Origin of the sequence: Paenibacillus sp. URB8-2 (genome assembly GCF_013393385.1) — a bacterium.
Taxonomy (GTDB): domain Bacteria; phylum Bacillota; class Bacilli; order Paenibacillales; family Paenibacillaceae; genus Paenibacillus_AQ.
In genome coordinates, this window is sequence record NZ_AP023239.1 from 702371 (window position 1) to 724776 (window position 22406).

The 22406-nt window shown below is 56.0% G+C and carries 21 protein-coding genes; 15 read left to right on the top strand and 6 right to left on the bottom strand.

The window, feature by feature from the left end:
* Positions 1 to 268: 268 nt before the first annotated feature.
* On the bottom strand, positions 269 to 877 hold the full coding sequence (locus PUR_RS03300; RefSeq protein ID WP_179034014.1) for a superoxide dismutase: 609 nt from the start codon (positions 875 to 877) through the stop codon (positions 269 to 271).
* A 419-nt stretch (positions 878 to 1296) separates the two neighbouring features.
* On the opposite strand from PUR_RS03300, the gene PUR_RS03305 reads away from it, so the two are divergent.
* The 5 genes from PUR_RS03305 to folE all read left to right on the top strand — a co-directional run bounded on the left by PUR_RS03305 (position 1297) and on the right by folE (position 4753).
* Positions 1297 to 1719: a GNAT family N-acetyltransferase gene (locus PUR_RS03305; RefSeq protein WP_124697403.1), complete on the top strand. Its 423-nt coding sequence runs from the start codon at positions 1297 to 1299 to the stop codon at positions 1717 to 1719.
* Positions 1720 to 1896: 177 nt separating this feature from the next.
* The gene (gene lepB, locus PUR_RS03310; RefSeq protein ID WP_179034015.1) at positions 1897 to 2514 is read left to right on the top strand and encodes a signal peptidase I; all 618 of its coding nucleotides are present in this window, start codon (positions 1897 to 1899) and stop codon (positions 2512 to 2514) included.
* Between the two features lie 40 nt (positions 2515 to 2554).
* On the top strand, positions 2555 to 3742 hold the full coding sequence (queG, locus tag PUR_RS03315; protein WP_179034016.1) for a tRNA epoxyqueuosine(34) reductase QueG: 1188 nt from the start codon (positions 2555 to 2557) through the stop codon (positions 3740 to 3742).
* A gap of 114 nt (positions 3743 to 3856) precedes the next feature.
* Positions 3857 to 4108 carry a YneF family protein gene (locus tag PUR_RS03320; protein WP_179034017.1) on the top strand — a complete coding sequence of 84 codons (252 nt, stop codon included), beginning with the start codon at positions 3857 to 3859 and terminating at the stop codon, positions 4106 to 4108.
* A gap of 51 nt (positions 4109 to 4159) precedes the next feature.
* Complete coding sequence (gene folE, locus PUR_RS03325; RefSeq protein WP_179034018.1) at positions 4160 to 4753, top strand: GTP cyclohydrolase I FolE; 594 nt, start codon at positions 4160 to 4162, stop codon at positions 4751 to 4753.
* A gap of 54 nt (positions 4754 to 4807) precedes the next feature.
* Here the strand turns inward: folE and PUR_RS03330 are convergent, their stop codons facing one another.
* Complete coding sequence (locus PUR_RS03330; RefSeq protein WP_179034019.1) at positions 4808 to 5974, bottom strand: Fe-Mn family superoxide dismutase; 1167 nt, start codon at positions 5972 to 5974, stop codon at positions 4808 to 4810.
* A 31-nt stretch (positions 5975 to 6005) separates the two neighbouring features.
* Complete coding sequence (locus PUR_RS03335; protein WP_179034020.1) at positions 6006 to 7076, bottom strand: alpha/beta hydrolase; 1071 nt, start codon at positions 7074 to 7076, stop codon at positions 6006 to 6008.
* A 284-nt stretch (positions 7077 to 7360) separates the two neighbouring features.
* Here PUR_RS03335 and PUR_RS03340 point away from each other — a divergent pair, with 284 nt between their 5' ends.
* Positions 7361 to 8107: an IclR family transcriptional regulator gene (locus tag PUR_RS03340; protein WP_232101702.1), complete on the top strand. Its 747-nt coding sequence runs from the start codon at positions 7361 to 7363 to the stop codon at positions 8105 to 8107.
* Positions 8108 to 8413: 306 nt separating this feature from the next.
* On the opposite strand, the gene acnA is transcribed toward PUR_RS03340, so the two are convergent.
* A complete protein-coding gene (gene acnA, locus PUR_RS03345) occupies positions 8414 to 11152 on the bottom strand; it encodes an aconitate hydratase AcnA (protein WP_179034022.1) in 2739 nt (912 codons plus the stop codon).
* A gap of 481 nt (positions 11153 to 11633) precedes the next feature.
* On the opposite strand from acnA, the gene PUR_RS03350 reads away from it, so the two are divergent.
* From PUR_RS03350 to def, 9 genes are all read left to right on the top strand, one after another.
* Positions 11634 to 12659: an amidase domain-containing protein gene (locus PUR_RS03350; RefSeq protein WP_179034023.1), complete on the top strand. Its 1026-nt coding sequence runs from the start codon at positions 11634 to 11636 to the stop codon at positions 12657 to 12659.
* 19 nt (positions 12660 to 12678) lie between these two features.
* A complete protein-coding gene (locus PUR_RS03355) occupies positions 12679 to 13773 on the top strand; it encodes a D-alanine--D-alanine ligase (RefSeq protein ID WP_179034024.1) in 1095 nt (364 codons plus the stop codon).
* 42 nt (positions 13774 to 13815) lie between these two features.
* Complete coding sequence (locus tag PUR_RS03360) at positions 13816 to 14133, top strand: hypothetical protein (protein WP_124697418.1); 318 nt, start codon at positions 13816 to 13818, stop codon at positions 14131 to 14133.
* Positions 14130 to 15137, top strand: a complete 1008-nt coding sequence (uvsE, locus tag PUR_RS03365) for a UV DNA damage repair endonuclease UvsE (RefSeq protein WP_179034025.1) — start codon at positions 14130 to 14132, stop codon at positions 15135 to 15137. The genes PUR_RS03360 and uvsE overlap by 4 nt, the downstream gene beginning before the upstream one ends.
* 97 nt (positions 15138 to 15234) lie before the next feature.
* Positions 15235 to 16005 (top strand): enoyl-ACP reductase FabI, encoded by a 771-nt coding sequence (fabI, locus tag PUR_RS03370; protein WP_179034026.1) that lies wholly within the window; start codon positions 15235 to 15237, stop codon positions 16003 to 16005.
* Between the two features lie 83 nt (positions 16006 to 16088).
* The gene (locus PUR_RS03375) at positions 16089 to 16967 is read left to right on the top strand and encodes an inositol monophosphatase family protein (protein WP_179034027.1); all 879 of its coding nucleotides are present in this window, start codon (positions 16089 to 16091) and stop codon (positions 16965 to 16967) included.
* 23 nt (positions 16968 to 16990) lie between these two features.
* Positions 16991 to 17323 carry a hypothetical protein gene (locus PUR_RS03380; RefSeq protein WP_232101703.1) on the top strand — a complete coding sequence of 111 codons (333 nt, stop codon included), beginning with the start codon at positions 16991 to 16993 and terminating at the stop codon, positions 17321 to 17323.
* A gap of 221 nt (positions 17324 to 17544) precedes the next feature.
* On the top strand, positions 17545 to 18822 hold the full coding sequence (locus PUR_RS03385) for a stalk domain-containing protein (protein ID WP_179037722.1): 1278 nt from the start codon (positions 17545 to 17547) through the stop codon (positions 18820 to 18822).
* Between the two features lie 103 nt (positions 18823 to 18925).
* The gene (def, locus tag PUR_RS03390; protein WP_232101848.1) at positions 18926 to 19492 is read left to right on the top strand and encodes a peptide deformylase; all 567 of its coding nucleotides are present in this window, start codon (positions 18926 to 18928) and stop codon (positions 19490 to 19492) included.
* Between the two features lie 287 nt (positions 19493 to 19779).
* Here def and PUR_RS03395 read toward each other — a convergent pair whose 3' ends face one another.
* Entirely contained in the window at positions 19780 to 21096 is a 1317-nt protein-coding gene (locus tag PUR_RS03395; RefSeq protein WP_179034029.1) for a glutamate-1-semialdehyde 2,1-aminomutase, read from the bottom strand.
* Positions 21097 to 21247: 151 nt separating this feature from the next.
* The gene (locus PUR_RS03400) at positions 21248 to 22297 is read right to left on the bottom strand and encodes an LCP family protein (protein WP_179034030.1); all 1050 of its coding nucleotides are present in this window, start codon (positions 22295 to 22297) and stop codon (positions 21248 to 21250) included.
* Positions 22298 to 22406: the final 109 nt, after the last annotated feature.

Here is a 22406-nt window from a genome sequence, read left to right on the forward strand (position 1 = left end):
TGCCCCGCGGAATGGGCTGCGGCATCCGGCGGGTAGGCTGCCCCGCGGAATGGTCATTTATCGCAGGGCGGCTTTAGTGAGAAGGCCAAAGCCCAGAACGTGGTGCATAAGGCCGATTCGGCTGAGTGCAGAGATTAAGGGGAATAAGTAAACGCAAAAAAGGGACTGCCTCCGCGAGGCAATCCCTTTTTTAAATGTTGTTCTAACTGCCTGCGCAATGGCAACTTGCTGCTGCCGTCACACGACCTGCGGCTAAGCCGCAGCCGGTTTACTTGGCGCTTTCGTAGCGCTTGCCGACGGCATCCCAGTTAACAACGTTCCAGAACGCTTTGATGTAATCGGGGCGTTTGTTTTGATATTTCAGGTAGTAAGCATGCTCCCAAACGTCAAGTCCGAGCAGCGGAGTCGCGCCTTCCATAATAGGGCTGTCCTGGTTGGGCGTGCTGGTTACGGCCAGTTTGCCGTCCTTGAGCGAGAGCCAAGCCCAGCCGCTGCCGAATCGGGTTGTTGCTGCAGCAGCGAAGTCTTCCTTGAACTTCTCGAAGCCGCCCAGTTCGCTGTCGATCGCTTCGGCCAGTGCGCCTGTCGGTGCGCCGCCGCCGTTCGGTCCGATCGTTTCCCAGAACAAGGAGTGGTTGGCATGCCCGCCGCCGTTGTTGCGGACCGCTGTGCGGATTGCTTCCGGTACCGCGTTCAGATCGGAAATGAGCTCTTCAAGACCTTTGCCTTGCAGTTCGGGTGCCTTTTCCAGTGCGGCATTGAGGTTGGTCACGTACGTATTGTGGTGTCTGTCGTGATGAATCTCCATCGTCGTCGCGTCGATGTGCGGTTCGAGTGCGTCATTTGGATATGGGAGTGCCGGTAATTCAAAAGCCATGGAAAAATCCCTCCTGATTTGTAATGGAATTTGTATACATATTATTAAACCGTATCTGAAACGAGAATGCAACACTAAACAAACAAAAATGTTTATAAAGTGAAACGGCCTGTAAACGTCGACTCATAACGGTCATACTATATGTAAACTCGGTGTTAATTTCGTTAATATTTCCTGAAAAAAGAAACTTATAAACTAAATATTTCCTAAAAGATGAACAATTTGCATATACCTCTATGTATACGCTTTATATTAAGCGTTTTCACTATAAAAGTAATGATATCGCCCGAAATATGTGTTTTAATAGAGATAAAAGCGGGTATTCCTCGTTATTTGATGCTTTTTTCGCCCTCCGGATTATAAAGGGAACTCCTTCTTTTTGTAAAATCCAAAGCCATAGAAAAGGGAGACTGTAAAGAATGCACGTTCGTTCCTTTCAATTAAGCGATTGTAGTCCAGTGACTGAGCTGTTGCAAGCCGCCTTATCCGAAGAATGTTTCGAAAACACCATCGAACCTTTCTCCAGACAGCTTTCTTGGGATTCCGATCTCATTGTTGTTGCGGAAGAGGAAGGAGAAATTGTCGGAGCGCTGATTGGCACAATTGAGAAAAATCACGGTTGCTATTTCCGCATTGCCATCCATCCCGATTATCGCCGCAGAGGAATCGGCAGAAGTCTTGTATCGGCTATGGAGAGCAGATTTCAGGCGCGCAAGGTCAACGGAATTTACGTTGTCGGCGATGAGCATAATGCGGCCGCCCTCCCGCTTTACGAAGCGATGGGGTATGGCGAGAACCAAATCTTTAAATCGGTGCGAAAGCTGAGCATCGTTGGACAATAAAGAGTGGGTCAGTCTGCATTGCGAAAGCGGAAACATTAACCATATAGACCAGCATCACCGGAGCCGGGAGACGGCTCCTTTTCTTACTTAGCATATCATCCCCAACGTTGCAAACGGGCGGGAGATATGCTTTTCTATTGTTATGATGTCATTCATTTATCGGATCAGGGGTGAACTATGGAGCTGGAATTGGAAGAGGGAGGCTTGCCCTACCGCAAACGAAGCGACCGGACTTCCAGACTGAAGAAATATCGCTCCCTCCGGAGAAAAAAATGGATCGCGGAATTCAGAGACTGGATGATTATGGCGATTGTAGTATTCGCGGTTATGTCGCTGCTTAATCTGTTCGTGTTCAATATTTCCATGGTCAAGGGCCATTCAATGCAGCCTACGCTGTATGAAGGCGAACGGCTGTTTATTAATAAAATCACACTTGCGTTCACGGACCCGAAGCGCGGCGATATTGTCGTGCTGCATGATCCGAGTTCCGGGCCGGAACGGAAAGAATATCTGGTCAAACGGGTCGTCGGCATACCTGGAGATATTGTCGAAGTGCGGGAGCACAAGCTGTACGTAAACGGCAAGCCGGTTGTGGAGTCGTATGTGGACGCGGCAATTGAAGATGCGGATTTCACGCCGGTTCCCGTCGGCAGGGGATTTTATTTCGTTATGGGTGACAATCGCCATGCCGGTGCCAGCAAAGACAGCCGCTTTATCGGAGCCATTCCCCTGGAGATTATCGTTGGCAAAGCCGCCTTTATCTGGTGGCCGCTGTCGAAATTAAATGCGTTATAATGAGGTCTTGGTTTATGCCAATACAAAGGAGGCGGAGGTAATGAGTACCACGGAATATACATCTTATGCGCCCCCGTCCCCAAAGTGGGAAAGACTAAAGAAGGAAATCAAGGAGGCGGCGCAGTCGCTGGGTATCGATGATATCGGATTTGCGACGGCGGAGCCGTTTCTTTATTTGAAAAATCTGCTGCAGGACCACCGGGACAAGGGCTATGAATCCGGCTTTGAGGAGCCCGATTTGGACAAGCGGACGATTCCCGCCCTGAGGGAAGGACGGCCGATGTCGATCCTTGCGATCGCTGTGGCCTATCCGTCGAAAATGGACAATCCCCCAAAGTCCGAGCCGGGCGAGCGCAGGGGCATTCTGGCGCGATCCGCTTGGGGCCGCGACTATCATCTCGTGCTGCGCGAGGCGCTGGAGCGACTGGAAGCCTTTATCCGGCAGCGGGTACCGGACGCGGTGATGGAGAGTATGGTGGATACCGGCGTTCTGGTTGACCGGGCGGTGGCTCAGCGGGCCGGGATTGGCTTCAGCGGCAAAAATTGCTCGGTCATTTCACCGAAATGGGGCTCGTGGATCTACCTGGGCGAATTGGTCACAGACATCCCCTTTCCGCCCGATACACCTGTGATGGAAGGCTGCGGCACATGCACGAAATGCATTGACGCTTGTCCGACGGGCGCCCTGGTTGGGCCCGGAGAGCTTAACGCTCAGGCGTGCGTCTCTTATCTGACGCAGACCAAAGGCTTTCTGGACGAAACGTACATGTCCAAAATCGGCAACCGCCTGTACGGCTGCGACACCTGCCAAATTGTCTGTCCTTACAACCGGGGAAAGAACTGGGATCACCATCCTGAGCTTCTGCCCGATCCTGAGCAGGCGAAGCCGCTGCTTCTGCCGATTCTTGACCTCAGCAACAGGGAGTTCAAGGAGAAGTTCGGAAGCAGCGCTGCGGCCTGGAGGGGGAAGAAGCCGATCCAGCGCAACGCAGTCATCGCGCTCGGTAATTTCAAGGATGCTTCCGCCGTGCCGAAGCTGACGGAAGTGCTGCTCCGTGACCCGCGTCCGGAGCTGCGCGGCGCGGCGGCCTGGTCACTTGGCGTCATCGGCGGCGAAGCGGCTCTTGCGGCCGTGGAACTTGCGCTTGAGAGCGAGCGGGATGAAGAGGTCGTCAGACGTTTGTTCAGGTCGAAAGCCAAGCTGGCAGGGACAATGGAGCCTGAATGATAAAGAGTTTGACAGGAGCGGATATTCCAATTGCTGTCCAGTTCTTGAAATGCTATGATAGATTCGCGCGCGTTAAAGATGCGCGCTACAATACAACTCAGAGGTGGGTTTTGAATGGATATCGCTCTTCCTATTATTACACTGGTTGTGGGGCTGATCGGCGGCTTCTTCATCGGTGTATATTATCTGCGCAAGCAAATGACCAACATGCAGAACGATCCGGAAATGCTGCAAAAGGTTGCCAAGCAGATGGGATATAATTTGAACAGTAAGCAAATGCAGCGCGCCCAGCAAATGATGAAGAACCAGAACGTGCCGGGACGTCCTGCCGGCGGCGGCAAAGGACAAAAAAGAAAGAGCAAGTAACCGGCCCGCCGCTCGGAGTGTTAGCGGGACGGCATGAAGGAGGAAAGTTTCATGGGCGGCGTCAAAGATTATGTGAACGGAAGCGTAACGGCGAACCGTGAGAAGATAGAGTATCATGTCCAGAAAATATTGGAGCTCATCGGCGAGGATACCGGACGGGAAGGACTGCTCGAGACACCTGCGCGGGTAACCCGGATGTACGAGGAGATATTCGCCGGATACTCCGTCGATCCGAAAGAGGCGCTTGGCGTTACCTTCGACGAGTCCCACGAAGAGCTCGTCATCGTCAAGGACATCGTCTATTACAGCCAGTGCGAACACCATATGGCTCCTTTCTTCGGCAAGGTGCATATCGGGTACATTCCGAGTGGACGCATTGCCGGGCTAAGCAAGCTGGCACGGCTGACGGAAGCCGTAACGCGCCGCCTGCAGGTGCAGGAGCGCATCACTTCGCAGATCGCCGATATCATGACCGAAGTGCTTCATCCGCACGGCGTCATGGTGGTCGTTGAAGGCGAGCATCTGTGCATGTGCGCTCGGGGCGTTAAGAAGCCGGGCAGCAAGACGGTTACCTCGGCTGTCAGAGGGACTTTCCGTAAGAACCCTGCAGCCCGGGCGGAATTTTTGTCGTTAATTAAGGAATAACGGACGTATGCAGCGAACCGGCCCCCTGTTGAATTCAGGGGGCCGGTTTATTTTTTAGTAAGGCTTCCAGGCGAGCTTGCTTGCCGCGGCATATCTTTCGGATACATAAGGCCAGTTAACAACCTTCCACCAATCCTGAATATAATCGGCGCGCTTGTTCTGATGCTTCAGGTAGTAGGCATGCTCCCAGACATCCAGAGCAAGCAGCGGTATGACATCCCACTGGGACAAGTTCTGGTGCTTCTCCGCCGTTAAGATCTCCAGTCGGCGGCTGCGCGGACTCCAGACGAGAATAGCCCAGCCTCCGCCCTCCACCTTGTCGGCGGCTTCGCTGAACTGCTTCTTGAAGGCGTCATAGCTTCCGAAGTCCCGCTCGATGGCTCCAAGTAAAGCGCCGGTCGGGCGGCCTCCGCCCTGCGGAGACATTTCATCCCAGAATATCGTGTGCAGATAGTGGCCGGCCCCGTGAAAGGCAAGCTCCCGCTCCCAATGCTTGACCAGATCGAAATCGCCGCTCTTTCGGGCATCAGCCAGCTTTTTCTCCGCTTTGTTCAGGCCGTCCACATAGGTTTGATGATGCTTATCGTGATGAATCCGCATCGTCTTCTCGTCGATGTACGGTTCAAGGGCGTTATAGGGATACGGCAGCGGGGGAAGCTTATGCCCTCCGATCGGTACGGACGGCAGGTCCCGGTGGGCGATAGAAAGCGCCGGGTCCTGCGCGGCCGCGCTGATGGCAGATGGCCCGGGCGGCGCATCGGCCGGTTGATCGGCCGTGTTACTCCGAGCGACCCCGAAGTTCGCACCGGGATGGCCCAACCCGCCAAGAACGCCGAGAAAATACTCTGTCTCCCGGATAACATGAGGTAGTAAGGTCTCCGCCGCTCCTCCCCTGAGGTCCGGTATCTGCTCTTTAACGGCATGCAGCTGACGGATGAATTCCCGGGATTGTTCGCAGGAAACCGCCGCCAGCTTGTTAATCTCGGCCGGGTCGACGCTCCCGGCCGACGCAGGCGAAAGCGCCGTCTCCAGCAGGCTCCGGGCGCTTTGCTCCGTAGCAAAGAAGACGGCGTCCCATTCATCCATCAGCTTCACATAAGGCTCTGTCAGTTCGGGAACGGCGAGCTTGATGAGTCCCGCATTCTCCTTTTCTTGTTTTTTCCAGAATGCAATTTCATTCAATATCCCCACCGCAGGCGGCGGTCCATATACATACTGCATGACGTACAGCCCTCCCATAATATGTCTTTCCCTATAAGGTATGAGCGGAGAAGGTTGTACTATGTGAGGCGTTAGTTGGCTGCTGTTTCTCTTTCGCGGCTTTGGCCAGCGGAACATTGCTTAAGAAGGCGGAAACCCGGCGCAAATATTCGCGGGGGTGTTCACGGAACAGCAGCTCGTGATGGCTGTCTTCGACAATCCAGGAATCGGAATACGGATTGGTTTGATTGGCGGCCAGCGACTCGGCAATTGGATAAGGGGCTTTTTCATCCTGCGTTCCATGTATAAATAAAGTCGGAAAAGGATAATCTTCCGCCTTCACCTTGGCATAAGGAATCTGATTCAGTCCGGTGCCGTTCAGAACAGGGAAGAGCAGCTCCATAATTTCAAGGGAGGGGTGGCGCGGAAGATTGATATTCTGCCTGATGTTGTGGTACAGCGTATCCGGCTCCAGCAGGAAGGTGCTGTCCAGAATCATCGCATCCACATCCTTGGTAACGAGCCCTGCCTGCAAGGCGGTGCCTGCGCCCATGGAGAAGCCCCATACGACAATCTCCTTCGCTCCGCGCTGCTTGGCAAGCTGGATGGCCCCCAGCAGTTCGCGCGATTCTTTTTTGCCGCCGGTGGCGACATCTTTGTTGCTTTGGGAAGCGAAGCCGTAATCGAACATAATGACATTGAAGTTCAGACGGTGCGCAAAATGGGCCAGATCGTACATCGGAACCCAGGATTCCTCGCGGTTGGCGCCATAGCCGTGGCTGAACACAATCGTCTTGGTTGATTTCTCAGCTGGGATATACCAGCCTTGAATATTGCGGCCGCCATCGCTTGCCGGAAAGGTCACATCCTCGTACTTAAGACCTTTGGCCAGAAGCGGATTGGAGAACACCGGAGCGACCGTCGGATTGGACAGCACCCAGGTAATATAAGCGTGCAGCGAGATGAAGCAGAATACGAAAAAAAAGAAAACGGACAGCAGCAGCGCCACAATCACATGCTTTATGCGAATCATCCGCAGGGACAGCTGCGGCGGGTGATCGGACGGACGGTCTAGCGGCCTTGGGGAGACCGGCGTGCCGGCGCGTGATGATGCAAGATCCATAAGGTCCCCTCCTAAAAGTTTTGCGAGCGCAAGGGCTTCGGTTAATTCTTCAGCAAAACTCGCTTCGAAAGAGTGGATTCGTTTGCACTCCTAAATCTAATCGTAGGGTTCTGTTAATGCAAAGTCAATGAATGTAACCCATTTGTAATGCAACTGTAAAAATGAGGCGCCGACCTGCCGGCAGGCCGAATATGCTGGACTTTTCACAGACTTTTGCTAAGATAGAAATGACTATAAATATTGTAACCGTGTTTCATTTGGTGAAACATGAAAGGGAGATACCCGTGGACGACGACCGTAAGCTGACGGTGCGCGCCGTGGAGCGTGCGCTTGATATTCTGCTGTGTTTTACAAGAGACAGCGATTTGAGCCTGACCGAGATTGCCGCGAACATCAGCCTGCACAAAAGCACGGTGCACCGGCTGCTGACCACGCTTGAGGATAGAGGCTTCATCAGCCGCAATCCGGCAACGGAAAAATACCGGCTCGGCATCCGGATCTGGGAGTTGTCGACCCACCTGCCAGTTTCGGAGAACCCGGGGGCGCTGCTGCTCCCGGCGATGGAACGCTTGCGCGACCGGCTTGGGGAGACGGTCAGCTTATATCTCAGGGACGGACTTGAACGGGTGCGCATACAGGCGGTACAGAGTAATCAGGCCATCCGGCGCGTGGCGCAGATCGGCGCCAGGCTGCCGCTGTCGGTGGGAGCTTCCAGCAAGGTGCTGGCCGCCTGTGCTCCGCCGGAAGTCCAAAGGGAGCTGCTGGAAGGCAAGGATTGGCCGCAGGCGATAGACCGCCAAGGGTATGCGGATCAATTGAAAGAAGTTCTGCGGGCTGGCTATGCCACCAGCTTTGAGGAACGCGAGCCGGGCGCGGCCGCCGTGGCCGTACCCGTCATCGGACGGAGCGGCGAGGTAGCCGCCGCCTTGTCGCTGTCCGGACCGGTCAGCAGGCTTTCCCGCGAGACGCTGGTCGAATACGCGGGCGTGCTGAAGGAAGCGGCGGCGGAAATGGGGCTTATGGTGAGCTGAATTCAGGAAGGCGGGCAGCTTCGAGGATATGATTCAAGTGTTAGTAACTGCTATGATCTTTCTTCTGAAACGGCATATTTTCTTGAATATCATTCGGGTAAAGCTTCCATAGCTGCTTATCCGGTTCATTAACAAGTTGTCTGCTATAAGTTTGTCTTCTCCAGGCTCAAGCGGCCATAGAAAAAACGCCCCGTCTTTACACCTAAGTGGTGGAAGACGGGGCGTTTTGGTTGAATTTGCGAATCCGGCGAGTTGGCCGGGAGGCTGGGCTACAGTCTCTGTGCTGCCCCAGCCGAACGGGTCCGCTTACTCCGCCGTCGCGGCAGCAGGAGACGCATCCGCCAGCATCTGGCGCAGCACCGTTTGCAGGATGCCGCCGTTGCGGTAGTAATCAACATCGACCATGCTGTCGAGCCGGGCGATTGCCGGGAAGTCGAACTTCGTGCCGTCCTCGCGGGTGGCGGTAACTGTCAGCTCTTGTCCAGGCTGCACCTCATTGCTGAGTCCGGTAATATCGAAGGTCTCGCGGCCTGTCAGCCCCAGGCTGCTCCAGCCGTGGCCTTCCTGGAACTGCAGCGGCAGCACGCCCATGCCGACGAGATTGCTGCGGTGAATCCGCTCGAAGCTCTCGGCGATGACAGCTTTGACGCCCAGCAGGAACGTGCCCTTGGCCGCCCAGTCGCGCGAGCTGCCCGTACCGTATTCCTTGCCGGCGATAACAACGAGGTTCTGTCCGTCAGCCTGATAGCGCATGGAAGCGTCATAGATCGGCATTACTTCGTTCGTCGGCAGGAAGGTGGTGACTCCGCCTTCTGTGCCTGGAGCGACTGCGTTGCGAATCCGGATATTGGCGAACGTTCCGCGCATCATGACTTCATGGTTGCCGCGGCGAGAGCCGTAGGAGTTGAAGTCCTTGCGCTCAACGTCGTGCTCGCTCAGGTACTTGCCCGCAGGACCGGACGTCGTGATATTGCCGGCAGGCGAGATATGGTCGGTCGTTACGGAATCGCCCAGCAAGGCGAGTACGCGCGCACCGTTGATGTCCTCGATGTCGCCAAGTCCGTCGGCCAGATGCTCGAAGAACGGCGGGTTCTGGATATACGTCGAATTCTCGTCCCATTCATACAATTCGCCTTCCGGCACGGGAATCGCGTTCCAGCGCTCGTTGGCCGTAAAGACGTTCTCGTATTTGCTGCGGAACATTTCCGGGCTGACCGACAACTGAATCGCTTCGCGGATCTCGGCGCTGGTCGGCCAGATATCTTTCAGGTATACCGGCTCTCCGAGCGTGTCGTAACCGAGCGGATCGTTCTGCAGGTCGATATTGACCGTGCCTGCGAGCGCATAGGCCACAACGAGCGGCGGGGAAGCGAGGTAGTTCGCCTTGACCTGGGCGTGCACGCGTCCTTCAAAGTTCCGGTTGCCCGAAATGACGGAAGCCACCGTCATGTCGTTCACCGCAACCGCCTGGGCGACTTCATCCGGCAGCGGGCCGGAGTTGCCGATACAGGTGGCGCAGCCGTAGCCGGCAACGTAGAAGCCGAGCGCTTCCAGCGGCTTCAGCAGGTCCGCCTTCTCCAGATATTCCGTGACGACCAGCGAACCCGGCGTCAGGCTGCTCTTGACATAGCCCGGCTTGGTCAAGCCGCGTTCGACAGCCTTCTTCGCGAGCAGGCCCGCGCCAAGCATAACGCTCGGATTGGAGGTGTTCGTACAGCTTGTGATCGCCGCGATAACGACGGCGCCGGTGCTCAGCTCGCTTTTGCTTCCGTCTTTGTGGAGGAGCTCGACCTTTTGCGCAATTTTCTCATCGCTCAGGCCGTAGCCTCCCTTGTCGACAGGAGTACGGATAATGCCTTCAAAGTTCTCTTTCATATGAGTAAGCTCGATCCGGTCCTGCGGACGCTTCGGCCCAGCCAAGCTCGGCACGACCGAGGCGAGATCAAGCTCGATTGTATCGCTGAATACCGGGTCCGGCGTTTCCGCCGTGCGGAACATGCCTTGGGCTTTGTAATACGTCTCAACCAGATCCACCAGCTCATCGGGACGGCCCGTGCTGCGCAGATAGAAGAGCGTCTCATCGTCCACCGGGAAGAAGCCGATCGTCGCGCCGTATTCAGGCGCCATATTGGCGACCGTCGCCCGGTCAGCAAGGCTTATATTCGCAAGGCCAGGTCCGTAGAATTCGACGAATTTGCCGACCACGCCTTTTTTGCGCAGCAATTGGGTAACGGTCAACGCTAAATCGGTTGCCGTAGCGCCTTCCACCAGGCTGCCCGTCAGCTTGAAGCCGATAACGTCAGGGGTCACAAAATAGAGCGGCTGCCCCAGCATCCCGGCTTCCGCTTCAATGCCGCCGACGCCCCAGCCCACCACGCCAAGACCGTTAATCATTGTCGTGTGGGAGTCGGTGCCTACCAGCGAGTCCGGATACACGGTCGTTTCGCCGTCCACCGTCTTCGTGGTCGCAACCGAAGCCAGATACTCCAGGTTGACCTGATGCACGATGCCGGTTGCCGGGGGAACCGCGCGGAAATTGTTGAATGCCGTCTGCGCCCAGCGCAGGAACCGGTAGCGTTCCTCATTGCGTTCGAATTCAACGTTCATATTGTATTCAAGCGCATCCTTGGTGCCGAAGGCGTCGACCATAACGGAATGGTCAATTACAAGGTCGACCGGCACGAGCGGGTTGATCTGCTTCGGATCGCCGCCGGCTTTTTGCACGGTGTCGCGCATGGCCGCGAGGTCTACTACCACCGGTACGCCGGTGAAATCCTGCAGCACGATCCGCGCCGGAATGAAAGGGATTTCCTTCCCGCGGTCGATGTCGCCCGCCCAGCCGGCGAGCTGTTTGACATGCTCTTCTGTAATGGCTCTTCCGTCGAACTGGCGGACGGCCGCCTCAAGCAGCACTTTAATGGAAAAAGGAAGGGAGGAGATATTGCCGTGGCCCTGCTGTTCAAGGGCTTGAAGATCATAATAGCTGTACGTTTTGCCGCCCGACGTGAACGAGCGAGCCAGATTGAAAGAATCCTTGCTTGGCATGAATTTGCCTCCTTGTTTCATCTGTTGAAACTCCATTTCATATTCATTCTGTCTTTTAGTATAACGGTTACAGGAGGGGGAGTAAAGTTTTTTCCTTCATTTTATTCGAAAAATCCGCATCCCTTCGGCCCGGGTTCTCTGGTTCGCTCAAATTTAAGAATGATAAGCTTCCCGCCTATTATCGGCCTAATATTCCTGCTGTAAACAAACGGATGACGCCCCTGAAGGACGGCGCTATCGTTTGTTATTGATAGTTTAAACATCAGGGACGCCTGCAAAGCACCTATGCGAGGCTCCCGCCAAGACTGCACTTTGTGGGGTTATTGTCCGTATAGCCGCCCGTTCTGCCTCATATATATAGTACGGCAACATACTGCCCTGGCGAAGCCTCCGGCTTCGGAACTCTTTTCGGAGTCTCTTGCAGGTAAAGCGTAAGTGCGGTGAAATTTGGTATCTGTGCGGAAAGGGGCGAAAATGGGCAATGGATCAGAAATGGAAGAAAAGTCTGTATATATATGTTGATCAATGCAACAAAAGCCGGGTGGTGCCCGAAGCGGAAACATTCACCGGGTCCTTGAGCGAATTGGGTCACAGGCTTGGGGAGCACGAGCGCGGCGGGCGCATTGCGAAATGGTACAAGGACAGAGGGATTACGCCCCGGCGCTGCGAGACGGGGGTCAAGGTGCTGCGGACGGCGCAGCGGGATGCTGGGGACGTGATAGCTGAGGTCGCCCTGCACAGCGCATTTTACTATGAAAAAGGCGGGATCACGCACCGCGAAGACAAAGTGGAGCGGGAGCGTCTGACCTTTGCGAACGCAAAAGGGGAAGCCGGGTGGACCGTGGCTGGTGTGGAGCGTGACATTCCGGAGCAGGGTTCCCGGAAAAGCCGGGCTGGAGCCTCTCACGTAGAGATCCACGGCCTTGACGAGGCGTTCGGCCAGCCGTCTCTCCCGAGTCCGCTGCTGAGCCGCAGGGTGCTCTCCGCTTCCGCGCGCGATGTCCGTTACCGACGGGAAGACGCAGCGGCCTACGCGGACCGGTGGTGGAACGAGCATAACCCTGAATTTGAAACGTTCGCCGTGGATTGCACCAATTATGTGTCCCAATGTCTCTTTGCAGGGGGAGCACCGATCAACTATACTGGTAAAAGAGAAACGGGCTGGTGGTACAAAGGCTATGTTGGCGGGCAGGAAGGGTGGAGCTACAGCTGGGCGGTCTCGGACAGTCTCCGCCGCTACCTGGACGGGGAGCGCAGCTCGGGCTTGCGCGCTCAAATTATGGAACGTCCCGAGCAGCTGATGCTTGGAGACGTCATTCAATATGACTGGGATGGAGACGGCCGCTATCAGCACAGCACGGTCGTTACGGCGTTTGACGCGGGGGGCATGCCGCTTGTCAACGCGCATACAGTTCCCAGCCGCCACCGCTATTGGGACTACCGGGATTCCTATGCCTGGACCGACAGAACGGCTTATCGTTTTTTTCACATTTACGACTATTTATAATTCGGAGAGAGGTTAAGGAATGGATAACGCAAAACTGACCGTGGGCCTGGCGTACGGCGGCAAATCGGGGGAGCACGAAGTATCGCTGCAGACCGCTTTTGCCGTAATGAACGCTTTCGACTACGCTAAATATGAAATACTGCCTTTTTATATTTCAAAACAGGGGCTGTGGAAGATTGGGGAGAAGCTTCAGGCCCCTTTCGGCCGGCTGGAGCAACTTAAGCTGGAAGGAGAGTCCGCAGATACGGGCAAGGCGCTGAACGCCGTATTCAGCGGCTTGGATGGCGGGGAACGAGTGGTCGACGTGATGTTCCCGCTGCTTCACGGCACGAACGGAGAAGACGGGACGATTCAGGGGCTGTTCGAGATGGCTAATATCCCTTATATCGGAGCGGGGGTGCTGGCCTCGGCGGCGGGCATGGACAAAGTTGTCATGAAGAAGCTGTTTGAAGAGGCAGGGCTTGATCAGTGCAAATACAGCTACTTTACCGCAAGCTCATGGAAGCGCAAGAGCCATGATCTGATCATCGAGGTCGAGGATAAGCTCGGCTACCCGGTGTTCGTAAAGCCCGCCAATCTGGGCTCCAGCGTCGGCATTTCCAAAGCCGAAGGCAAGGAGGCCCTCGTTAAAGCGATCGAGACCGCCTTCCGTTACGACACGAAGGTGATTATCGAGGAGTTCGTCGAGGCGCGTGAGCTGGAAGTCAGTGTGCTGGGCAATGACGAGCCGGAGGCATCCGTTCCCGGCGAAATCGTCTCCTCCGGCGAATATTACGATTATGCTGCCAAATATATCGACGGCAAGTCGCAAATGCTGATTCCGGCTCCCGTCGATCCCGAGACCGCCGACCGGCTGCGGGAATTGGCGCTGGCCGCCTTTCGAGCCATTGAAGGCAGCGGCATCACACGGGCCGATTTCTTCCTCCGCAAATCCGATGGCAGAATTTTGATCAACGAAGTCAACACCATGCCCGGCTTTACGCCGTTCAGCATGTATCCGCTGCTGTGGCGCGAGACGGGTGTATCCTACCAGGCTCTGCTGGACCGCATGATCGCGCTGGCGCTCGAGCGGTATGAGCTCAAGCAGGGCTTGAAATACGATAACGAGCAATAATAGACAATAGGCGGAATATCCGGCCGGAAAGGAGAAGGTATTATGGGATTTCAAACGGAATTTAATTCGGTCTGCAAATTCAAGAATGAGCAGGAATTGTACGAACTGCTGGAATACGGACGCTGCAAAATGCTGAAGCAGGGGTTCCGCATCTTTCCGACCGGACAGAAGGTTATTGCTTATACGCCGGACAACGTTGCCGTGGCCATCGTCAAAATTTCGGCGTCCATCGCGGAGATCAACTTTCAGGGCCGCGAAGTCACCGCGGTCGAGATGGAACTGGTCCGCAAGCTGAATGAAGAAGAGTCCAGAGTACAGACGGCGCTTGCTGACGAGATGTTCTTCGGGGAGCGGGAATGATCGTCCGCTTCGGTTATGTCGCGATGTCCACCGTTATTGAAAATTGTTCGCCGTCCAAGACGATGACGATGGCTTCGTTCAGCAAGCTGGAAGACCGCGAGGCGGCGGTTCGCCGCCTTGAGTCGATCGCCAGGGGCAATCTGCACAACACGCTCCGGCTGCTGAGGCATAACCGGGCATCGGATATTAGAGTTTACCGGCTGACCTCGAAGCTGGTCCCTCTGGCCACGCATCCGGAGCTGCGGGACTGGAACCCTTTTGCCGCGCTGGCCGATGATTTTGCCGAGGTTGGCAGGTATATCAAGGAGAACGGGATGAGGACGTCCTTTCATCCCGATCATTTTACCGTGCTGAGTACGCCAAGGCCCGAGGTGCTGGCCAGTTCCGTCCGTGACCTCCGGCACCATACGGACATGCTGTGCGCAATGGATCTTCCGGCAACGGCCAAGAACAATATTCATATCGGAGGCGCCTACGGAGATAAGCCTTCAGCGGCTGCGCGGTTCGTGGAGCACTTCCGGGATCTTGCGCCGGAACTGCAGGAACGCATCACGCTTGAGAACGACGACAAGACGTTCAACGCGGTGGAGACGCTGGAAGTCTGCAAGACGCTCGGCCTTCCGATGGTTCTGGATATCCATCATCAATGGGTGAATAACGAGGGAGAGCTTCCTTGGGAGCTGTGGCCGGAAATCAGCCGGACATGGCAGACGCCGCTGGCCTTGAAGGACGTCCCCAAAGACCAGCCGCTTCCGCCCAAGATCCACGTGTCCAGCCCCCGCAGCCCTTCCGATCCCCGCAGCCATGCCGATGGCGTGGAACCTGCGCCGCTGCTCGCCTTTCTGAAACGGATCGCGGCGGATACGGCGGCGGTGGATGTGATGATCGAAGCCAAGGCGAAGGACGGAGCGCTGTTTGAGCTGATGGAGACGCTGAAAGGAATGGAAGGCCCAGGGAGCCGGATTATCGTGCTGGACGGAGCAAGCATCAGCATCGAGGCATAGATTATAGCCTTACTGACTTGATAAGTGGCCGCAAATGCGGTACGTTGAAGGAAACCTCGGTTTACCCTATATCTTAACAATTAAAGGAGCATTTGAAATGGGAGAACTGCTGACCGGAAAAAATATAGTTGTGATGGGCGTGGCGAACGACCGCAGCATCGCCTGGGCGATTGCCAAGAGCCTGTCTGAACAGGGGGCGCGTCTGGCCTTTACATATGAAAGCGAACGTGTGGAAGGCCGGGTGCGCAAGCTGGCCGAGACCATTCCCGGTTCGGTGATTTTGCCGTGCAACGTGACGGTGGATGAGGATATCGACAAGCTGGCGGAGGAACTGAAAGAACAGTTCGGCGTGCTGCACGGCATTGTCCACAGCATAGCCTTCGCCAAAGGCGAGGATCTTGAGGGCCGCTTTGCCGCCACCTCGCGTTCCGGCTTTGCTCTGGCGCATGATATCAGCGCCTATTCACTGGTAGCGGTCGCCCAGCGGCTGCATCCTCTCATGACCGAGGGCGGGTCCATCATTACGATGACCTATATGGGCTCGGAACGCGTTATGCGCAATTATAACGTCATGGGCGTGGCCAAAGCCGCGCTTGAAGCTTCGGTTCGCTATCTGGCAAGCGACCTTGGTCCGGACAACATCCGCGTGAACGCCATTTCTGCCGGACCGATCCGCACCCTGGCGGCCAAAGGCATCAGCGACTTCAACTCGATTCTTCGTGTCGTGGAAGAAAAAGCGCCGCTTCGCCGCGGCACCGATACCGCCGAAGTCGGCGATACGGCCATGTTCCTGATGAGCCATCTGTCGCGCGGGATTACCGGAGAAGTGATCTATGTCGACGGTGGATATCACATCATCGGAGGTTAGCAAGCGGGCCGGACGGCGGTCCCCGCGAGCTGCGAAGGGATCTCACGCCCCGGCTATCAAGTTTAAGAAAGCGGAGTGAAGAGATGAGTTCTTTAAATCCTAATAGCAGTAATGAGCGGGAGCCCTATGTCGTATCCGGCAAGGGGTACACGGCGGTAGCCATCAACGCGGCCGCCAAAGCCGGGGAGTATATCAAGAGCAGACAGGGGACGGTAAAGGAGCTGGGAACGAAGTCATCGGCTCAGGATCTGGTGACCGAAGTGGACAAAGGCGCGGAGCAAATGATCCGCAGACTTGTACTGACGCATTATCCCGAACACGCCATTCTGGGCGAAGAGGGAGTTGAACCGGGTGCCGATGCTGTGACCGCCGCGCTTGAGGAAGCGAAAGAGCATGAGTACCTCTGGATCGTCGATCCGGTGGACGGAACAACGAACTTTGTCCACGGCTTCCCTTTTTACGCGGTGTCCATTGCGCTTGCCGTACGCGGCGAATTGACGGTCGGCGTCATTTACGATCCGGTGCGCGATGAAATGTTCGTGGCCGAAAAGGGCAAAGGCGCATACGTGCATGGCGTCAAGACGGCCGTCTCATCGGAAGCTTCACTTGGCGACAGCCTGATTGCGCTAGGCTTTCCGCCGGACCGGCAGTTCTCGCAGCCAGCTAACCTGGCCGCTTTTCAGAACATTCTGCCGAAAGTCCGCGGCATCCGCGCCGGAGGCTCGGCTGCTCTGCATCTGGCCTACGTGGCCGCGGGGCGGGTCAGCGGCTACTATGAAGTCGGCCTGAGTCCTTGGGACTGCGCCGCAGGTGTGCTGCTGGTCAAGGAATCGGGCGGCCAGGTCACCGATACGCTGGGCGACCCATACCATATCGGCACTCGCCATATCGTAGCCAGTAACGGGCATATTCATGATGACATCCTGTCTTCGCTTAAGGAAGCGGGAGCGACCGGATTCTAGTACGCGCGAGGAGGCTGGCTTCTATGAACGAGAAGGAAGATCTGGAGCGCCGCTTGAGCGAAATGCTGACCGGGGGCGAGCTGGAACAGAACGAACGTGAAGCGAGGCAGCTTCGCCAAATATCGCCTAAATACGAAATCCGTATTCAGACTTCGCTTGATCCGATTGTGGAGGAAACTTACCGGTACCGGGAAATGGCCCGCGACCTTGATGACCGGTATGATAAATATCTGGAACGGACGCTGAAGAAACAGCGGGATGTTGTTCCTCCCGAATCGGCGGCAGACCGGAAGGAAGCCCCTGGCGGCGGTGAGCGGAAAGACCGGAGCACCGGGGGAGAACAAATAGGCGATTAGAAGCGCAATATCATAACAAGAGAAAGAGTCAAGGCCGGGGTGAAGTGGAACCTTGGCTCTTTTTTTAATCCGCTTTATGCCAAGAATACCCGAGCGCTCTTCAGTATGCTGCGGAGCCCAAGCCCCTTTTTTAGGGCTATTTTTGGTTGCGGCGCGGTCTCTACCTTTACGGGAAACGGAATGATAGAATGGAAGAATCAATGCAGACTTGGAGGGATAAAATGATCGATTCGCTGAAAAAATGGATAACTTCCACAAGCTTCCTGCTGCTCGCAATCATGCTGCTGGGTCTTGGAACCCAAGGGGTTTCGGCAGCCGCCGCACAGACGCCTCAGCCGGATGAAGTCGGTATCGTGGCTTTGGGAGACTCCGTTACGGCAGGCTATGAGCCGGGTATGAATATGAATTCCCAGCCCTACGGCTACGCGGAACGCCTGCTGGAGCAGGCCTGGTTTCACGGCAAGCGCGCTGCGCTGGGAAACTACGGCATTCTGGGGCTGAAGACCGCCGGACTTCGAAGCTATACGGCGGCGATCAAGGATGGCACGGCCATTACGGCGGACAGCATCCAGCCCGGCATCGCCGATCCGCGCCTGGCCTCGTTTGCGGCCAAGTCCGCGCAGACCAAGGCCGATATTGCCGCAGCCAAACTGATTACAATCACTATCGGCGGCAATGATGTGAGCAGTCTGCTGGTGCAGGCCAAGGATATGTCGGATGACGATCTGCAGGCCCGCGTACAAGAGCTGCTGGCCGCTTACACAACTAATGTCACCGCCGCGCTGGAGAACATACGAGCGATGAATCCGAATGCGACGATCATCATTGCCGACCAATATCAGCCCGTTCCGCAGCTTTATGCCGGCCAGAGCTATGCGAAACTGATGGGCGCCGCGGCAAGCTTTACGCAAGCGGCGGACAGTCTGGCCGCAAACGTGACGCGCGCCGAGGCCCCCGTGCTGGTCGCTCATGCGGCCTCGCGGTTTGCGGGCCAGGAGGGATCGCTGACGCATATTATCGCCGACTCCGATTTCCATCCGACTCAGCTCGGCTACGAGACGATTGCCAAGGTGTTCGCCGAAATGGTTTGGGGTGACTACCGTATACCGAGCTCCTTCTTGACGCCATCCGGCTCGCAGCGGCCGATGACGATTGTCGTTAACAGCACGGAGCTGAACACGCCCAATAAACCGATCGTCCGCAGCGGCCAGAATTTCCTAGCGCTGGCGGATGTGCTCAAGGCCATGGGCGCAAGCGGCAAATGGGACAACAAGACGTCAAGCGCGACCATTGTATACGGCGGACGGACGGTCGTGATTACGATCGGCTCGAAGACGATACAGGCGGACGGGCGCAAGATTGGGATAGACAGCCCGGCTTTTTTGCAAAAGACAGGCAAGGAAGTCAAGACGTATTTGCCTCTGGCCGCACTCGCCGCGGGCCTGGGCTTCGATGTTGAGTACAGCGCGCAGCTGCGTACCGCTTTTATCAATCCTTAATATAGTAATGATTAAACAAGCGCGTATTAATAGATCATCAAGTGAAGCAAAGGTGGAGAAAACGGTGTCTGATGCAAAGTTTACGCAAGATTATGTGATTACGATGGACGATATTGTAAGAGAGGGGCATCCGGCGCTTCGAATCGTCACCGAATCGGTTAAGGTGCCTCTGACGGAGGAGGACCGGGAAACGCTGCTCTGCATGCTCCAGTTCCTGAAGAACAGCCAGGATGAGGAGATGGCCGCCAAGTATAAGCTGCGTTCGGGAGTGGGTCTGTCGGCTAATCAGATCGGGCTGAACAAGCGGATGTTTGTCATGTATGCGCAGGATGAAAATGGCACGCTCATCGAGCATGCACTGGTCAATCCCAAAATCGTCAGCCATTCCCTGGCGATGGTCTATTTGCCGGAAAGCGAAGGCTGCCTGTCGGTAGACCGGCCGATTCAGGGTTTCGTGCCGAGATATGACGCGGTTAAAGTAAAAGCGTATGACCTTGTGGCGGGCAAAGAGGTCCAGCTTCGGTTCAAGGGCTACACGTCGATCATTATCCAGCATGAGATGGATCACCTTGACGGAAAGATGTTCTACGACCGGATCAATAAAGAGAATCCGTTCAAGCTGCCGCAGGGCGTAGCCATCCGCAGCCTGTACGACCGGGAAGAGAAGTAAAGGTTGAAACCCAATGATTACGGAATGAATAATTTTCAGAAAAAGGAGTAAATTATTAAGCAAGGCGGCCGTAGCTTTCCTAACCGGGGCGACGGTCGTTTTTTACGCGTTCATCTGTCGGAAGCCAGGGATAGCGAAGGGGAATGCGCGCGAGTCATTCGCTGTGCCGGTCTGCCCACAGCCTTGCGGACGGTTGCCGCCCTTGTGCTGGACGGCCGGACACAAAAACGCCGTCCAAAGGCGACAGCGTCTGCCTTTGAACGGCGTTTTTTCGCAGCTTGCGGTACTTATCGTTCTTCCTTCATCGCGCGGAAGGAGGCCTCCGCCGCTTCCAGTGTAGCGTCGATGTCTTCATCGGTGTGAGCCGTGGTCAGGAACCACGCTTCAAACTTCGAGGCGGCCAGATTGATGCCGCGGTTCAGCATATGGCGGAAGAAGCTGGCGAACGCTTCGCCGTCGGTGTCCTGGGCCTCCTCGTAGTTAGTGACGGGATGATCGCAGAAGTGGGTGGAGAAGGCGCCGCGGATGCGGTTGATTGTAAGCGGAATGCCGTGCCGGTCCGCCGACTCTTTCAGACCGCCTGTTAAACGGATGGCCAGCCGCTCCATTTCCTCGTAAACGCCTGCTCCCTGCAATACCTCCAGGCAGGCGATACCCGCCGAGATGGACGCGGGGTTGCCCGCCATCGTGCCGGCCTGATAGGCCGGTCCGAGCGGCGCGACCTGATCCATAATCTCCTTGCGGCCGCCGTAGGCGCCGATCGGCAGACCGCCGCCGAAGATTTTGCCCATCGCCGTCAGATCGGGCACGATCTGCTCGTGATTGTCCAATCCGGCGTAAGTCTGCGCGCCGCCGTAGTGGAAGCGGAAGTTCGTAATCACCTCGTCGTAGATAACGAGCGAGCCGTTGTCATGAGCCAGCTTGCACATGCCTTCCAGAAACCCGGGCTTCGGCATGACCATGCCGAAATTGCCGACGATCGGCTCAACCATGACGGCGGCGACATCGTCGCCCCATTTGTTCAAGGCCTCGCGCAGCCCGTCCAGATTGTTGAACGGCACGGTAATGACTTCGTGCGCGATGCTTACCGGGATGCCGGCGCTGTCCGGGATGCCCAGCGTGGATGGGCCGGAGCCTGCGGCAACCAGCACCAGGTCGGAGTGGCCGTGGTAGCAGCCGGCGAACTTGATGATTTTGCTTCGGCCGGTGAACGCCCGGGCGACCCGTATCGTCGACATGACAGCCTCGGTGCCGGAATTGACGAACCGGACCTTGTCCAGCGACGGAATGGCTTCCTTGACCATTTTGGCCAAGGTAATTTCCAGCGCCGTCGGGGTTCCGTACAGCACACCGTTCTCCGCGGCTTTCGTGATGGCGGCTGTAATATGCGGGTGTGCGAACCCGGTAATCACCGGGCCGAAGGCCGCGAGATAATCGATATAGCGGTTGCCGTCCTCGTCCCAGAAATGGGCGCCGGAGGCGCGCTTCATGAAGACGGGCGCTCCGCCGCCTACCGCTTTAAAGGATCTGGAGGGGCTGTTGACGCCTCCGACGATATGCTGGAGCGCTTCCTGATACAGCTGTTCTGAGGTGGAACGATTCATAAACGGGTCATCCTTTCGGTTGGGTGTTCCCTAAGCATCATATTTGGGTTAACGCGCGTCAACGGGCGGAAGGCGTTGTTCCGCCGTCCGCCCGTTACCCGTGTGAAGCGCCATTTGTGCCAGCCGCTTTCCCAGAAATGCGGCTGGGTGATTACTGTGAGCTGTCGCTTCCCGCCGAGGGGGAAGGCGATGAAGATGGAGACGGAGAAGCCGCAGCTTCCGTCTTGGCCATCGTTTCCTGCACGAACTGCTTCAATTCATCGAGATCCCGAATGCCCAGCACGGATGAGCCCCGGACGGTCTCCTCTTCCAAGAGCTTCATCGGCGGAATCTGCTCGCTTCCGGCCACGCTGCTGCCATAACCGACGTTTGCCAGTTTCCACATATCGTTTATTGACAGATTCGTGTCGATATAGGGGCTGATCTGCGACAGAATGCCGGGAAGCTTAACAAGCGAAGTGGTGCTCTTGAGCTTGTCCGCAACGGCGCTCAGGAATGCCCGCTGGCGCTGTGTGCGCGTGAAGTCCGAAGTGGCGTCGTGACGGAAACGCACATACTGGAGCGCCATATTGCCGTCAAGGTGCTGATATCCTTTTTTGAGATCGATGTCGTATTCGGGGCCGTCGGCCTTGGTCTTGTAGACCATGTCCTTTTCAACCGTATAGTCTATGCCGCCGACCGAATCAATCAGCTTGATAAAGCCCTGAAAGTCGGTGTAGACATAATATTGAATCGGAATGCCGAGCAGATCGCTGACGGTCTGCATCGCCGTGTTGGGGCCGTAGATGATCGCCGTATTGATGCGGTCCCGGCCATGATCGGGAATCGACACGTAAGTATCCCGGAGGATGGAGAAGACGTGGGCCTTCTTGTTCACCGGATCGAGAGAAGCCACGAGCATCGTGTCCGAGCGGGGAATTTCGCCCTTTTTCACGCCGCGCGCATCCACGCCCATCAGCAGGATATTCACCGGCTCCGTACCCTCCCATTTCGGAGGATCGGGCGTATCAGCATCTACCGTTTCCACATTTTTAAAAGGAGAAGCATCTCCCTTCTTCTGCATGCTGTCAAGACCTTGAAAGATGGAAGTGAAATAATAAACGGCTCCCCCGACCAAGAGCAGAAGAATGATGCTAAAGCTCCAAATCAGCGGTTTCCTGGACTTTCGCTTTTTTGCGTGTCGTTTCGATCGTGGCGGCATTTCTCGCTCTTCCTTTCACATTCGCATTCCCTACATTATAATTTCTTTTATGGTTACAATCAATTGTACGTCCCGCCGGCGGGGCGCGCCCGAAAGGGCGAGTTTTAAA